14 protein-coding genes are annotated in these 14,831 nt (G+C 55.4%); 11 read left to right on the top strand and 3 right to left on the bottom strand.

The window, feature by feature from the left end:
- Positions 1–61 precede the first annotated feature (61 nt).
- On the top strand, positions 62–505 hold the full coding sequence (gene msrB / locus ACSBLW_RS01450) for a peptide-methionine (R)-S-oxide reductase MsrB (RefSeq protein ID WP_435258472.1): 444 nt from the start codon (positions 62–64) through the stop codon (positions 503–505).
- Positions 502–1,011 (top strand): peptide-methionine (S)-S-oxide reductase MsrA, encoded by a 510-nt coding sequence (gene msrA / locus ACSBLW_RS01445; protein ID WP_435258471.1) that lies wholly within the window; start codon positions 502–504, stop codon positions 1,009–1,011. The genes msrB and msrA overlap by 4 nt, the downstream gene beginning before the upstream one ends.
- A 3-nt stretch (positions 1,012–1,014) precedes the next feature.
- Here msrA and ACSBLW_RS01440 read toward each other — a convergent pair whose 3' ends face one another.
- Entirely contained in the window at positions 1,015–1,887 is an 873-nt protein-coding gene (locus ACSBLW_RS01440; protein WP_435258470.1) for a LysR substrate-binding domain-containing protein, read from the bottom strand.
- Positions 1,888–2,001: 114 nt separating this feature from the next.
- Between ACSBLW_RS01440 and ACSBLW_RS01435 the strand changes: the two genes are divergently transcribed.
- The 7 genes from ACSBLW_RS01435 to ACSBLW_RS01405 all read left to right on the top strand — a co-directional run bounded on the left by ACSBLW_RS01435 (position 2,002) and on the right by ACSBLW_RS01405 (position 9,382).
- Positions 2,002–3,105, top strand: a complete 1,104-nt coding sequence (locus ACSBLW_RS01435; RefSeq protein ID WP_435258469.1) for a glycine cleavage T C-terminal barrel domain-containing protein — start codon at positions 2,002–2,004, stop codon at positions 3,103–3,105.
- Positions 3,106–3,209: 104 nt separating this feature from the next.
- The gene (locus tag ACSBLW_RS01430) at positions 3,210–4,802 is read left to right on the top strand and encodes an AMP-binding protein (protein WP_435258468.1); all 1,593 of its coding nucleotides are present in this window, start codon (positions 3,210–3,212) and stop codon (positions 4,800–4,802) included.
- Between the two features lie 72 nt (positions 4,803–4,874).
- Positions 4,875–5,672, top strand: a complete 798-nt coding sequence (locus ACSBLW_RS01425; protein ID WP_435258467.1) for a crotonase/enoyl-CoA hydratase family protein — start codon at positions 4,875–4,877, stop codon at positions 5,670–5,672.
- A gap of 105 nt (positions 5,673–5,777) precedes the next feature.
- Positions 5,778–6,638: a helix-turn-helix domain-containing protein gene (locus tag ACSBLW_RS01420; RefSeq protein WP_435258466.1), complete on the top strand. Its 861-nt coding sequence runs from the start codon at positions 5,778–5,780 to the stop codon at positions 6,636–6,638.
- A 4-nt stretch (positions 6,639–6,642) separates the two neighbouring features.
- Positions 6,643–7,650 (top strand): ArsJ-associated glyceraldehyde-3-phosphate dehydrogenase, encoded by a 1,008-nt coding sequence (locus ACSBLW_RS01415; RefSeq protein WP_435258465.1) that lies wholly within the window; start codon positions 6,643–6,645, stop codon positions 7,648–7,650.
- Entirely contained in the window at positions 7,644–8,903 is a 1,260-nt protein-coding gene (gene arsJ, locus ACSBLW_RS01410; protein ID WP_435260009.1) for an organoarsenical effux MFS transporter ArsJ, read from the top strand. The genes ACSBLW_RS01415 and arsJ overlap by 7 nt, the downstream gene beginning before the upstream one ends.
- A 176-nt stretch (positions 8,904–9,079) precedes the next feature.
- Complete coding sequence (locus ACSBLW_RS01405) at positions 9,080–9,382, top strand: hypothetical protein (RefSeq protein WP_435258464.1); 303 nt, start codon at positions 9,080–9,082, stop codon at positions 9,380–9,382.
- Between the two features lie 34 nt (positions 9,383–9,416).
- On the opposite strand, the gene ACSBLW_RS01400 is transcribed toward ACSBLW_RS01405, so the two are convergent.
- Positions 9,417–12,143, bottom strand: a complete 2,727-nt coding sequence (locus tag ACSBLW_RS01400) for a non-ribosomal peptide synthetase (RefSeq protein ID WP_435258463.1) — start codon at positions 12,141–12,143, stop codon at positions 9,417–9,419.
- Positions 12,140–13,192, bottom strand: coding sequence for a sulfotransferase family protein (locus tag ACSBLW_RS01395; RefSeq protein ID WP_435258462.1), 1,053 nt, complete (start codon positions 13,190–13,192; stop codon positions 12,140–12,142). Before ACSBLW_RS01395 ends, ACSBLW_RS01400 begins: the two co-directional genes overlap by 4 nt.
- A gap of 162 nt (positions 13,193–13,354) precedes the next feature.
- On the opposite strand from ACSBLW_RS01395, the gene ACSBLW_RS01390 reads away from it, so the two are divergent.
- Together ACSBLW_RS01390 and ACSBLW_RS01385 are read left to right on the top strand one after the other, a co-directional pair.
- A complete protein-coding gene (locus ACSBLW_RS01390; RefSeq protein WP_435258461.1) occupies positions 13,355–14,272 on the top strand; it encodes a sulfotransferase in 918 nt (305 codons plus the stop codon).
- Between the two features lie 108 nt (positions 14,273–14,380).
- Positions 14,381–14,815, top strand: a complete 435-nt coding sequence (locus tag ACSBLW_RS01385; protein ID WP_435258460.1) for a hypothetical protein — start codon at positions 14,381–14,383, stop codon at positions 14,813–14,815.
- Positions 14,816–14,831: the final 16 nt, after the last annotated feature.

Here is a 14,831-nt window from a genome sequence, read left to right as displayed (position 1 = left end):
TTGCTTTGCCTTGGGGCTGGTCCGCTCCTATATCGTCATACGCAGCAAAGGGAGACTCCGCATGACCTATGCAAAGACCGAAGACGCTCTGGCACGCCTCACGCCCGAACAGTTTCGCGTCACACAAAAGAACGGCACTGAGCGGCCCTTTACCGGTGAATATGACCATCACTTCGAACCCGGCATTTACGTCGATATCGTTTCCGGTGAACCGCTCTTTGCTTCGTCCGATAAGTTCAATTCTGGCTGCGGCTGGCCCGCCTTTTCCAAACCGATTGATCCAGCGATGGTCACGGAACATACCGACCTGACCCATGGAATGCGCCGGGTAGAGGTGCGGTCGAAACATGGCGACAGTCATCTGGGCCATGTTTTCCCGGACGGTCCACGCAGCATGGGCGGGATGCGTTATTGCATCAATTCTGCAAGCCTTCGCTTTGTGCCAAAAGATCAAATGGAAGCAGAAGGTTACGGCGCCTATCTGTCTCAAGTAGAAGGGAAATGACGATGGAACGCGCAGTATTGGCTGGTGGGTGTTTCTGGGGCATGCAGGATCTGATCCGCCGCCTGCCCGGTGTCCAAACGACCCGTGTTGGCTATACCGGTGGCGATGTGGCCAACGCCACCTATCGCAATCACGGCACTCATGCCGAAGGAATCGAGATTTGGTTCGATCCTGAAAAAACCAGCTATCGTCGCCTTCTGGAATTCTTCTTTCAGATCCACGACCCGACCACGCCGAACCGGCAAGGAAATGACCGCGGCATTTCCTATCGATCGGCCATTTATTATGTGACCGAGGATCAAAAGAAGATCGCCGAGGAAACCATTGCAGATGTCAACGCCTCTGGGCTTTGGCCGGGGCGCGTCGTTACGGAGCTGGAACCTGTGGGTGATTTCTGGGAAGCCGAGCCAGAGCATCAGGACTATCTTGAGCGTATTCCCAACGGATATACCTGCCACTTCCCCCGCCCGAATTGGGTTTTGCCCAAGCGTGAGGCGGCTGAATAACACCTAGGCCACTTCGGTTCGCAACCATTTTACCAGCAACGCTGCATCGGGATGCGCGTTGCTGGTTTTCGGCTCCAACAAGTAAAACGCTTCGTCAATTGGCACGGCTAGATCAAATGGCGCAATGAGCCGCCCAGACTCGAGGTCATGGCTGGCCAGCGACGACCGCCCCAAAGCGACTCCCGCCCCCGCCGCAGCCATCGCTAAAGCGGTGAGAGAGGTGTCAAGCTGAACCCCCTGCCCCGGATCAACGCCCTTCGCACCCGCCGCATTTAGCCAGATGCCCCAGCCCTGCTGATAGCCCAAGACATGCAGCAGTCTGTGGTGCGCCAGATCGTCAGGTTTCCCGATTGCCAAGTTTGGGGCACAAAGCGGCGTGATTGTCTCCCAGGTAAGTCTGTGGCTGACAAATCCGGGCCAATCGCCTGTGCCATACTGAATATCCAGATCGAACAGATCTTTGTCGAAACTGTCATTCCAGACACTGGAAATAACACGCAGCGACACCTGCGGATTTGCCTCCAGAAAGGCGGTCAACCGTGGCGATAGCCAGTTTACAGCAAAGGAAACCGCGCAGCGCAGGGTGAGCGCCCGGTTCTTGCGGCGGCCAAAGACTTCGCGTGTGCCAATCGCCAGACGATCAAGAGCATCTTGAACTTTCGGCAGATAGGCCGCGCCTGATTTTGTCAATTCCAACGAGCGTGGACGACGCACAAACAATGCCTGCTGTAAGTGCAGTTCGAGAGATCGAACATGTTTGGAAATTGCGGCCTGTGTCACATGAAGTTCTGCGGCCGCCTGAGTAAAACTCATCGTTCGCGCTGCGGCTTCAAAGGCGCGCAACCAAGTTAGCGGGGGCAGTTCATTAGCGACCATGGCTATCCCAACTTATGCATAACTTTTCGTAGGGGCTTAGCCCCTGAATACGTCGTTTGACCAAACCGCGCCAGTAGCATCATTTCGAGCCATCCGATCAGGAGGTTTTGCCCGGTGTTTTCCTTCCAGCCCAATACCCGCATTCGCCCCTCGCCGTTTTTTCAGGCTGCGGTCGCCGATGGCCTGAAAATGGCCAATGTCTACAACCGTATGGTCATGCCAACATCCTATGGAGACCCTGAGGGCGAATACTGGCGACTGATCAACGGTGTTTCGCAATGGGATGTGGGGGTTGAACGGCAGATTCAACTGAAAGGCCCCGATGCGGGGAAGCTGGCGCAAATTTTGTCGCCGCGTGATCTGACAAAATGCGCGGTTGGTCAGGGCAAGTATGTGGCACTGTGCAATCACCGCGGCACGATCATCAACGACCCGATCCTTCTCAAATTGGCAGATGACCTTTACTGGTTCTCGATTGCCGACAGCGATGTGGAACTTTGGGCAGGGGCCATCGCCGCTGAACGTGGGTTGAACGTCGAAATTTCCGAACCTGACGTTTCGCCTATGGCGCTGCAAGGCCCAAAGGCTGAAGACGTAGTAGCCCACGTGTTGGGCGACTGGGTGCGCAGCCTGAAATACTTCTGGTTCAGGGAAACCGAAATCGAAGGCATACCGGTAGCTGTTCAACGCTCTGGTTGGTCAAAGCAGGGCGGATTTGAAATCTACTTGCGTGATGGCACCAAAGGCACCCAGCTTTGGAACATCTTCAAAGAAGCGGGCAAACCCTGGGACATCGGTCCGGGCGCACCGGCAACGCCTGAACGTGTCGAAAGCGGCCTTGTTTCGGTTGGCGGCGATACGGACGACATGACGAACCCGTTTGAAGTACGCCTTGAAAAATATGTCGACCTATATGTTCCGGATGACGTGGTGGGTATCAAGGCCCTGCGTTGCATCAAGGCCGAAGGTGTAAAACGACACCAGCTTGGGGTCATTCTTGAAGGTGACACACCTGCCCCGCTGGGGATGCAGCGCGAAGAAATTCAGGTGAACGGCAAATCGGTCGGCATGCTGACCAACTGCGTTTGGTCCTACCGAATGAAGGCGAATATCGGTTTTGGCTTGGTCCAGTCCGACATCGCTGCGGGAACTGAAGTCACTGTCAGTCGCGCCAAGGGGCCGGTCTCGGCCAGATTGGTAGAGTTGCCCTTCCTTTGATCTGCTGGACAGGTCTTGGAATGCGGCCCCTGGCGGGGCAAGCTGCTGAAAAGTAGGAGCCCCGGCAGAGCTTCTTGTGACGGATCGAGGGAGGAATTTGATCCATGCACGCCCATTTTGATGCCCTGCCCGTAACGGCAGCGAACCATGTCGCGCTGTCGCCCCTGTCATTCCTAAAGCGGGCTGAACAGGTCTATTCTACGCGCCCGGCAACGACTTATGGCGAAACTAGCCATACATGGGCCGAGGTCGGGCAGAGAGTGCGCAGCGTGGCTGCAGGATTGGCGGCAAGGGGCGTTGGCTTGGGCGACACCATTTCAGTGCTGTCCCCCAACCGACCTGAACTGTTTGAGCTGCACTTCGCCGTGCCGCTGGCCGGGGCCGTTCTGAATACAATCAATACACGGCTGGAAACAGAAACCGTCGCCTATATCCTCTCTCACTCGGACTGCAAACTCGTCATCGCTGATACGTCTCTTGCCCCACTTCTGCGCGATGCCTTTGCGCAGAACGGTACGGAAATCCCGGTCATCGACATCGGCGCGGGGGGGGGTGGCCAAACGAATTACGAAGACCTCGCTGAGAGCGAGCCGATGAACTGGATCTTGCCAAGGGACGAATGGCAAGCGCTGGCCCTGAATTATACCTCGGGCACGTCAGGCCGCCCCAAGGGTGTCGTCTATCACCATCGTGGCGCCTATTTGATGTCTATGGGAACGATCGCCGGTTGGTCGTTGCCAGCGAACCCGGTCTACATGTCAGTTGTTCCAATGTTCCACTGCAACGGTTGGAACCATCCTTGGGCAATGGCAATTGTCGGCGCGCATCTGATTTTTCCGACCGACCCGTCGCCAAAAGGGTTGATGGCCACCATTCGCGCCAATGGCGTTACCCATTTCGGCGCGGCACCTATCATTCTACAAATGCTTTGCGACAGCCCGGATGCTGCACCTTTTGAGCCACAGGTCAGAGCGTTGACCGCGGGTGCACCGCCTCCGCCTTCGGTGCTGGAAAAGGCAACGCGGCTTGGGTTGGAAGTGATGCAGGTCTACGGGCTGACCGAAACCTACGGCCATATTTCGCAATGCCTTTGGCAAGATGATTGGGCAGAGCTTCCGCAATCAGAGCAGGCCGAAAAACAGGCCCTACAAGGTGTGACATTCCCGATGGTCGAGGGAATCCGCGTGGTAGACCGCGAAACTGGTGCAGATGTGCCAGCCGATGGAGTGACCCAAGGAGAAATCGCGATCCGCGCCAACACAGTCATGAAAGGCTACTACAAAGACCTTCCCGCAACTGCCGAGGCCTTTAAGGATGGCTGGTTCTGGTCAGGCGATGCCGCAGTGATGCATCCCGACGGTTATATCCAGATCCGCGACCGGCTGAAGGATGTGATCATTTCGGGCGGAGAGAATGTGTCGAGCGTCGAGGTCGAAGCCGTTCTATACCGCCACCCTGCAATTTCTGCCGCCGCTGTCGTCGCCCGGGCACATCCTCTCTGGGGTGAGGCTCCCTGTGCGTTTGTTGAACTGCGGCACGGACAAACCGCGACAGAGGAGGAAATTATCGCGTTCTGCCGATCGAAACTGGCGGGCTTCAAAACTCCGAAATGGGTGCTGGTGCAGGAATTGCCGAAGACTGCGACAGGCAAAATTCAGAAATTCATCCTCCGCAACCTTGCCAAGACCCTTGGCTAGCCCATCAGAGCCTGCAATACCCACTGACCTCATACGACAAGACAAAACTCAAGACGCACAAGGACCAAAGCCATGAAAGCCCTGCCCGAATTGTCGAACATCAAACTCGACCTGCATGACGATGGTGTCCTTGTCGCGACGTTGAACCGGGCGGCCAAGCGGAATGCACTAAATGCCGATACAATCGAGGAACTGGTGGCACTCTTCACCACCCTGCCCCAGACCGGTGTAAGGTCTGTTGTTTTGGCCGCAGAGGGCGATCACTTCTGTGCTGGATTAGACCTTGTCGAGCACCACAAAGAAGACCGCACACCCGCCGAATTCTGGCAGCTTTGTCTTCGTTGGCATGAGGCGTTCAACAAGATGGAATATGGTGGCGTTCCGGTCATCGCTGCGCTGAAAGGGGCCGTCGTCGGCGGGGGCTTGGAACTGGCTTCTTCAGCCCATATTCGTGTGGCCGACCAATCCACCTACTTTGCCCTGCCGGAAGGTCAACGTGGGCTATTTACCGGCGGTGGAGCAACGATCCGTGTTTCCGATCTGGTCGGCAAGGCACGGATGATCGACATGATGCTCACTGGGCGGGTCTATAAGGGACAAGAAGCGATTGACGTCGGACTTGCCCAGTACCTTGTAGAAGGGTCAAGCTTTGACGTGGCGCTTTCGCTTGCCCAGCGCGCGGCGCAGAATTTGCCGCTGACGAATTTCGCCATCTGCTCTGCGATCAGCCATATGAACAACATGTCTGCCCTTGATGCGGCCTATGCCGAAGCATGTGTGGCTGGCGTTGTGAATACTCAGGCAGCGGCGCGCGAACGGCTGGATGCTTTTGCCAAGGGAACCGGCCCACGCATTCGTCCGAATTCCTGACGTCGAAAGTAGAAGCAAATTTTTACTTGGCCAGAGGAAACTCTGGTCTGGTGTCGTTACAAAAATTTCACTTGATCCCCCATTTATTTCCAATATTCGTGAATTATGGAAATAAATGACGCCATTCTCGCTTTCTCAACGCTCGGTCATCCGGGACGATTGGCCGTTTTCCGGCTTTTGATGCGCTTTGCGCCGCAAGGTGTTAGACCCACCGAAATCGCAACGGCGCTAAAGCTTCGACCCAATACCTTGTCACATCATCTTTCCGAATTGTCGGTGGCGGGTCTGATCCGTGGCGAAAGGCAGGGACGGTCACTCTTTTATGCAGTTGAGCTGCGAGCCACGGAAGCGCTGATCAGATATCTTGCACGCGATATTGGCCGCATGAGGCCCGACCTCGTTGGAGAGTTTGCGGAACTGTCTGTAGAACAGCCTTCCCCCCGTATAGATCACAGGCCCCTAAACGTCTTGTTCCTCTGCACGTCTAACAGTGCGCGTTCCATTCTCGCCGAAGCTCTTTTGAATGATCTGGGCAAGGGCCGTTTTCGCGCCTATTCGGCCGGAACGCACCCCAGATCAGCACCAAATCCATTGGCGCTGGAAGTGCTGGCCCGCAGTGGGCACGAGACGACAACGCTCCGCTCCAAATCGTTGTCCGAGTTCCAAAGCACCGATGCACCAGAAATGGATTTTATCTTTACTGTCTGCGATCGCGCTGCCGGAGAAGATTGTCCGCCTTGGCCGGGTCGCCCGATCACCGGGCATTGGGGGATTCCGGACCCAACAGACAGCGGAGCTTCCGCAGCAGAAAGGGCGGCCAAATTTGCCGAAGCCTATGCCCAGATGCGAAAACGTGTCGAAGCCTTTACCCAATTGCCTCTGGATCGGCTGACGCGACTATCACAGCAAAGACATGTCGATGCCATCGGCCTGTCGTCACAACACCTTTCACAAGACAGAGCCTGACCACATGCCCCGCATCGCACTAAACGGCCTCGGCCGCATTGGAAAACTTGCCCTGCGCAACCTGATCGACCAGGGCTCAGGTGGTGAAATTGTTCTGCTGAACGATCCAGAAGGAGACGCAGAACAGCACGCACTCTTGATGGAGTTCGACAGCGTACACGGACGCTGGCATACGCCCGTAAGTGCAGGCGGAAACGCTCTGGTTTTGAATGGAAAGTCCGTATCGCTCACGCACGAAAAGGCACTTTCCTCACTGCCACTCGCCGATTTGGGCGTGGATCTCGTCGTTGATTGCACGGGTGTCTTCAAGACTGCGGCCAAGATTGCGCCCTATTACGAAGCCGGCGTAAAGAAGGTCGTCGTAAGCGCCCCCGTTAAAGATGGGGGGGCACTGAACCTTGTTTATGGTGTGAACCACCATCTTTTTGATGGGTCACAGAGCCTGATCACGGCGGCCTCTTGCACCACCAATTGCCTTGCCCCGGTCGTGAAGGTCATTCATGAAAACCTTGGCATCAAGCACGGCTCGATCACCACGATCCATGATGTGACCAATACCCAAACCATCGTCGACCGCCCCGCCAAGGATATGCGTCGCGCCCGTTCGGCGCTGATGAACCTTATCCCGACGACAACTGGATCGGCGACGGCGATCACACTGATCTACCCTGAACTCAAGGGGCGCTTGAACGGCCATGCTGTCCGCGTGCCGCTGTTGAATGCCTCTCTTACAGATTGCGTCTTCGAGGTTGAACGTGGGACCACTGCGGATGAGGTCAATGCTTTGTTTAAATCTGCTGCCGAGGGTTCGCTAAAGGGTATCCTTGGTTATGAAAGTCGCCCTTTGGTGTCCTGCGATTTCACCAATGATCCACGGTCAGCAATCATCGACGCCCCCTCGACCATGATAATCAACGGCACCCAAGTGAAGATCTACGCTTGGTATGACAATGAATGGGGCTACGCCTGCCGTTTGGCAGATATTGTCCGTATGGTCGCGGGGGCATTGTGAAAGGACCCTCCCCGCTTCGCGCCTATGCTGCCGTGACGGCTGCCTATTGGGCTTTCATGTTGTCCGACGGCGCGTTGCGGATGCTAGTGCTCTTGCACTTCAACCAACTTGGCTTCTCACCCATTCAACTGGCATGGCTCTTTGTTCTTTATGAAGTCGCCGGCATCATCACAAATTTGGGCGCAGGCTGGCTTGCCGCGCGATTTGGCTTGGCCAGCACGCTTTATGCAGGGCTTTCGCTGCAGATTCTTGCCCTTTTGGCGCTTGCTCAGTTAGACCCTGCTTGGGGTATCACAGCCTCTGTTGCCTTTGTCATGGCTGTCCAAGGCCTGTCCGGGGTAGCCAAGGATCTGGCCAAAATGTCGTCGAAGTCGGCTGTCAAGCTGCTTGCTCCTAACGGCAATGGGGCACTGTTCCGCTGGGTGGCCGTGCTGACAGGGTCAAAAAACGCCGTGAAAGGATTTGGCTTTTTCTTGGGCGCTGCGCTGCTTGGCCTCGCGGGATTTCGCTCCACAGTCCTGGCTATGGCCGTCATTCTTGCAGCAATCTTGATCGCCGTTTTACTGTTTCTTCCCGCGGGCCTTCCCGGGCGCGCCAAGTCTGCGGAAAAATGGTCGGGATGGCGGTCAGCGGATCGGCGGGTCAATCAACTTAGCCTTGCACGCTTTTTCCTTTTTGGAGCCCGAGACACTTGGTTTGTCGTGGGGCTGCCGATCTACTTCTCGACAATTCTTTCCGACGGCACAGTTGAGGGGCGGCGAGAAGCCTTCTTCCTCGTGGGCGGCTTCATGGCCTTGTGGATCATCGCCTATGGTTTGGTCCAATCATTGGCCCCGCGCATACTTGGTGGGGCAGATCAATCACTGGCGCAAACGATTGAAAACGCCGGATCCTGGGCAACACGGCTTGTTCCCATTCCCGTAGTGCTAGCGCTTGCAGCACTTATTGCTTGGACCAGTGGACCACTTTGGCTCACCCTTGTCTTGATCGTTGGGCTGTTAATCTTTGGCTTCGTTTTTGCCGTCAATTCTGCGGTTCATTCTTATCTCATTCTCGCCCTCGGAAAGAGGGAGCGCATCACCAGAGACGTAGGCTTTTACTACATGGCAAATGCGGCAGGGAGGCTCATTGGCACTTTGCTGTCTGGGGTCAGCTATCAGGCTGGCGGCCTACCGCTTTGCCTCGCAGCCGCAGGGGCAATGGCCTTGGGAAGTGCATTTACCATCCGACGGCTGAGAGGCGTCGGCGCCTAAGTCGAATTCAAAATACGACAAGAAATTCGCAAGCCAGTGACGCGATTAATTTTCACCTAAGCCCATGGACGCCGACTGGCAGTCCCGAGTATTGTTCATGCCTAGTGGAATCGGGTCGCCGCCATGTTGGTTGCGATGGGGAACCATTACCACTTATGGAAAGTTAATCTGCCATCATGGCATTACATCCTGAAATCCTGAAACGAATGGCAACAATAGAAGACTGGTCCGCTGGTCGCGATCTTACCTTTATTATTGCGCCGCCGCTGCCCGGCCTAAGCCCTTGCCAGTTGCCAGTAGTCGTAACGACGGGTGCAGAGTCCCTCTCAGCAGATGACTGTGCCGCGCTGGAAACGCGCCTCGATGCCTCGGTGATCCTGATTGATCCGTCCTCTGGACTTGGTCAGGATCTGACTCGCCGTGCACGGACCTCAAAGCTTCGTTTGCGTAATGTCACAGCAATCCAGCCTGACGCCTGACATTTTCAGGGCATAGGGGCGACAATTAAAAGCGCTAGACTGCCCGATTTCGGCTCCAGATCATCCGCGCCATTTGCCGGGTCAGCTTTGGTCGTCCAAGGATTGAGTTGACATGATTGATGTCGGTGAAATCTTCGGGGTCCAATGCAAAACCCTGCCACGGCAAAACCTCTACCCCCTGCATTTGCGCGATGTCAGCCAGCGTATCGACCAAGATCGCGCCATGCTCTTTTGCAGGAACTTCAGACAGCATGGTCTGGTCGGCAGGATGAATGAAAACCACAACCCGATCCGCAACTTTCTGCAATGCAAAGAGCCCGCGCCGCCAATCAGCCAAACGCAGCGGATCAAACGACAGACCGCCAGAATAAGCCCGAGCAATAAGCCGATCTCTCTCACGCTGCCAATTTGGCCGTCGTGCAGGTTCCAACGCCACTGTCTCAGATTGCCAACTTCCGCCGCTTTCCGGAGACCAGTCGAATTCAGGCGGCAAACTTGCCGAGGATCTGGACCTGAGCTTGCCAGAGAAAAATCTTCGATCAAACGCCATGTCACCCGACGGCGGCGAGACGCTGACATGCATCGGGTCAAATTCCCAAATCGCCAAAGGCAGCCTAATCTCGGCCTTTGTGCATTCTTCCCCGATAAATTCCGCGATGCTTGCTAGCCCCGAAATGTCAATCGCAGGTAGTCCAATATTCAATGCCCTGATCTTCGGACCCTGTGCCGCGGCAACCGAAGCAAATTCAGATGGGTCAAAGCCTCTGAACACCCCTGATGACCCCACCGCGACAACGGGCGGAGCGCCCGTTCGCAGGGCCGTTGGAAACCGTTCGATGAATTGCAGGGCCCGGTTTGCGCGCGGGTTAAACCCGGGGTCAAAACGTTTGAGAAAGCCACGGCGCAGCCTTGTCCAGACCTTTCGCAAACCAGCAGCGCGCCCTGCCCGCCTAACCGAAGTTTCCGGTGCAAGTTCTGCGACCAATTGATCGAATGAGAGTGCCGACAAACGCACAACATCATCTTGGTCAATCGTTCGGCCAAAACTTCGTTCAAGCTCCATGGTCAGTGCAACAAAGGCCAACGAGTCCATGCCCGCATCAAAGAGTGACGGAGCGGTCCTGACCAGTCGACGATCCAGTGCAGGGGCGGCCTCCATGATCGCCGCCATCAGCCGCTCTGCCCCCGCGCCAAGCGGTTCGCTTCTATCGTTCATGTCATTCCGGGCGGCAATGATCGCCAAAACGGCCTTCCTGTCAGCTTTCCCGCTGCTGTTGCGCGGAAACTGTTGAACCGCATGAAGCGCAGTGGGAACCATATAGGCAGGCAGGACGGTTTCGACCTTACGGCGGCACTCTGCAAGATCGAAGTCGTCTTCAGTTTCGACAGCGGCGACCAAGGCCCGGACTTCGGTGTCATTCGGAGGCCATGCGAAAGCTAGCGCATTTCTTCCACCACTAGCATCGCGTAGCGCCGCCTCGACTTCGCCCAGTTCGATCCGATAGCCCCGTAGTTTGATTTGCCCGTCCGAACGCCCCAAACAGCGCAAAGCTCCATCTTTCCCCACCTGGGCACGATCGCCTGACTTATAGGCCCGGCTGCCATCAGGAAGCGTGACAAAAGCCGCAGCAGTGCGCTCTGGATCGTTCAAATAGCCAAAGGCTAATTGGTTGCCCAAAAGGTAGAGCTCTCCGATTTCCCCTTTGGGAAGTTCTGAAAGGTCTTCGGCGAGAACACGCATTTCCATTCCAGGAAAAGGCTGCCCAATTGGTATAACCGCCTCCCCCTCTGGCATCATCGCGGGATCAACCCGATATTGAGAACATGCGATGGTCGCTTCGGTCGGGCCGTACCAATTTTCCACAACACTGTTGGGTGCAGCATTCGCCCAATCCAAGGCCAACGGCGCAGGAAGGATCTCGCCGCAGAACAGCGATGACTTCAGGCTTTGGAAGGCTCCGGCTTCCAAAGCCCCTTGCAACCGCATCTGGAAAGCCAAGGCAGGAACGGAGAACCAATGTGTGATCGCTTTGTTCTGAATAAACCGTCCCGGTTGGCGCAGATCCTCTTCCGACGGCACCACTAAAGTTGCTTTGCGCGATAAGCTTACAAAAAGGTCGTGGACCGAAAGATCAAAGGTTAGATCAAAGGTTTGCGAAAAGCGTGATCCAACTTCCACCGGCAGCAGAGATTGGGTTGCGGACAAATAAGCCGAAAGGCTGCTGGATGGGACCAAAACACCTTTCGGCGTTCCTGTGCTTCCCGAGGTGAAGAGGATATAGGCAACCCGTTCCTTCCAATCGTTTGCAAGATCGGCAGGCGTTTGTTCTAGATACTTACCGTCGAAATCGGCCAGGTTTTCACCGCAAGAAATCACCTCGACGGACTTAACAACATCGGGTGCCGCCAAACGGATTGAATTGAACCGATCCGAAGTGAGATCGCCAACAATCACCCGTTGAGCGCCGGAGACACCCAGGATGATAGCATTGCGTTGAGTTGGTTGCTTTACGTTAATTGGCACATAGGCGTGACCGCGCATCTGGGTCGCCAAGATTGCGACGTAAGATGACGCCGTACGCTGCGCCATCAATGCCGTAACGGGCTGGGGCTGTCCGGGCTGGGCCAAAGGCAGGCGCTGCGCAATAGACCAAGCGGCGGCTGCAAGCTCGGCATAGGTCCAAGTTTCGCCTGCAATTTCAAGGGCAGGCAGATCAGGCTGCGCAATTGCTGTCTGAAGAAAAGCCGCTACTGCCGTCATTTCGACCTGTCACTTTTGTCCGGTATCGGCGGAAGCATGGGGACAATCTCTGAATCCAAGGCTCTCGTCAGCTTTCTGTGACCATGCTTATAGAATGGGTAGACTTCGCCATTCGACAGCCGCTCCCAAAATTCAGAAATTTGCGGGCGCAACGATAGCCAAATCGACGGTCTGCCTTCTTTCCTAGAAAAATCGCACGGATAGCCAAGCTGCATCATGATATCGCCAAGCCATGCCTCAGTGATGCGAATTTCGCCCCGCGAAAGCTGGGCGCGATACTTGCGGAAATTAGACGTCATAAGTGGCTTTGCCACGTTCTCACGCGCGCCCGTCGTGGAGGCAACCTTCTTGGCCTCTGCGCCCTCATGGAAGCTTAGCATAGAAGGGTCGAAATCGAGCCCGACGAAGCGGCAAATACGTTCGAGTTGCGTCCTTGCGTCAGCCACAAGGTCTTCATAGCGCAACAAACAAACGCGCTCAGGCCCCAAGAGTGCAAGCGCCGTAAGACCACCTTCCTGATCTTCGCGCCAGACAGTCAGGGCCCGCCGAAGCGAGCCAAACTTGTTGCCCATCCACTGCTTTCGGCGCGCTTTGGCCGAGGCCAGAAAATCACGAGGGTCGCGGACTTGATAGACGAATTTTGCATCCGGAAATGCCGTTACAAGAAATGCGATCAGATGGTGAATGTTGTTTTCTTTGACGAAAACGTGCTTGCCTTCAGCACCCTCGGGCATTTGTTGCCATATAAAGCGCGCTATTGCTGCCGGATCAATGGTCTCCTGCGAGGAAAGCCATACTTTAAGTTTTGCTGCTTCTTCTGGCGAACGGTAAGACGCGACCTTGTCGACCGCGTGCGCAATCAAGGCCTCCCAAGCAGTGCCTTTTGGCCCAGAAGCCATGCACCGCGAGAGATTCAGCAAAAGATCCCGCCCCAAATGGTAGGGAGGATGCGCATAAACCAGTGGGTGTGCGCCCATCATGGCACTGATCAGATTGGACCCTGAACGCTCGGAACAGATCAGAAAAATCGGGGCGCGATCTGTGGTCATGTCTGCCCTTTCTAGACTTTGAAACACCGCAAAAGCAGGCGCATCCGTGGGTATTCCTGCAGGCGGGCCAAGTCAATCTTTGGGCAGGTGAATGGGTGTAGTTCTGCCTTGTCCTAGATGTTGTCCCTGACATACACCTAGGCTAGCGCGAGGGAGTGCCGAGTGTCAGTGCAAGTAAAGGTCATAGCAATTTCCGGTTCAGGCCGATCTGGCAGCACGCTACTGGGCCTGTTGCTTTCACAGACCCATGGGACATTCAACTTAGGTCAGGCTCGTCATTTGTGGAGTGCCTGGGGCGATGATGCGCCATGTTCCTGCGGGAATGGCCTGAAGCAGTGTACCGTTTATGGAACGCTTGTCTCAGATTTACTTTCAAGTTCAGCTTTCGCCACCCCTCGGGCGGCCCACGTCGCTGGAAACGCGTTTTTCAATGATGCTGCCGCAGTCACTGACTGGTCTGACAAAGCTGCACGGCAGAAACTGGCTGCGAGACATGCGCACTATCTGGCCTTGCTTCGCAATCTGCTCGTTGGGCTTCAGCAGAAGACTGGCGCCAGCTGCTTCGTCGACAGTTCCAAAACGCCCGAAATGGCTCTGGCCTTCTCGATGCTGGATGAAGTTGACTTTTATGTGGTAAATCTCTTGCGTGATCCTCGGGCCGTGGCATGCAGCTGGTACAAGAAATCACCCCGGCTCCTTCTTTTGTGGAAGAACATGAGGATCTGGCGCAACCGTCAAATCCGATTGGGGTCATGGGCAGCCGCCCTGCCCGGCCGTTTCGCAGAACTGAAATATGAAGACTTTGCAAAACAGCCACGCGACAAAGTCTCTGAACTGGTTGCTTTATGCAGGAATGAGGACACAAAGGCGTTCTTCACAGGGCCGGACACCGTGAACCTGTCTTGGGAAAATCAACATCTGTTTCCGCCTGCGAACGAAGCTGTGCTATCCGAACGCAAAGAAAAGGTGCGGATCACGCCAGCAGAAAGCTGGAGATCGCCTCAAAACGCGAAACTTCACCGTTTGGCGATGCTTGCCACTTGGCCGGTTGGTCGAAAATACTATCCTGAACGACTATGATGCGGCTTGTTGTTCTGCTAACCTTCAAAGACTTTTGGCGAAATTTTTAGTTTGTCTTTAACTAAGTTGTTTTGACTCCGGATCGCTAATCCGCGACAGAATTTGACCATGCGTTTTCCTGGACTTGCCGTGGGGCTATTTTTGATGTGTGCCAATGCCGCTCTTGCAGGGCCCCGAGCGGCTGACTGTTTTATTTTTCTTGATGGTTCGGGAGTGGTTCGTTCTGAGGTATCGGCGTCTGCACCGAAAAGCGTACGACAGTTGTGCGAGTCACTGAAGATCGGTGTGTCTGATCGGGAACCATTGGCCAGTGCTTTGACCATTCCCGGCGCACGACTTTCCGTAATTGTCCTGCAGGCCAGAACATATGTTCTTGAGGTATATCTAAGGCTTAGCGTAGGCAACAAGGAAGCTAGTGGAGAGCCGATCACGTTGAGCCGAACTGACGGCGGCCCAACCGAGTTCAGTGAAGCAACAATCAATCGCCTTGCAGGTCATCTGTTGGATCGTTTTCCGTCAATGACCAAGGGCAGCACACCATGACAGAAGTTTGATGAGG

This window comes from Thioclava sp. FR2, from assembly GCF_051200875.1.
Classification (GTDB): Bacteria; Pseudomonadota; Alphaproteobacteria; order Rhodobacterales; family Rhodobacteraceae; genus Pseudotabrizicola.
This window is presented reverse-complemented; position numbering and strand designations above follow the sequence as displayed.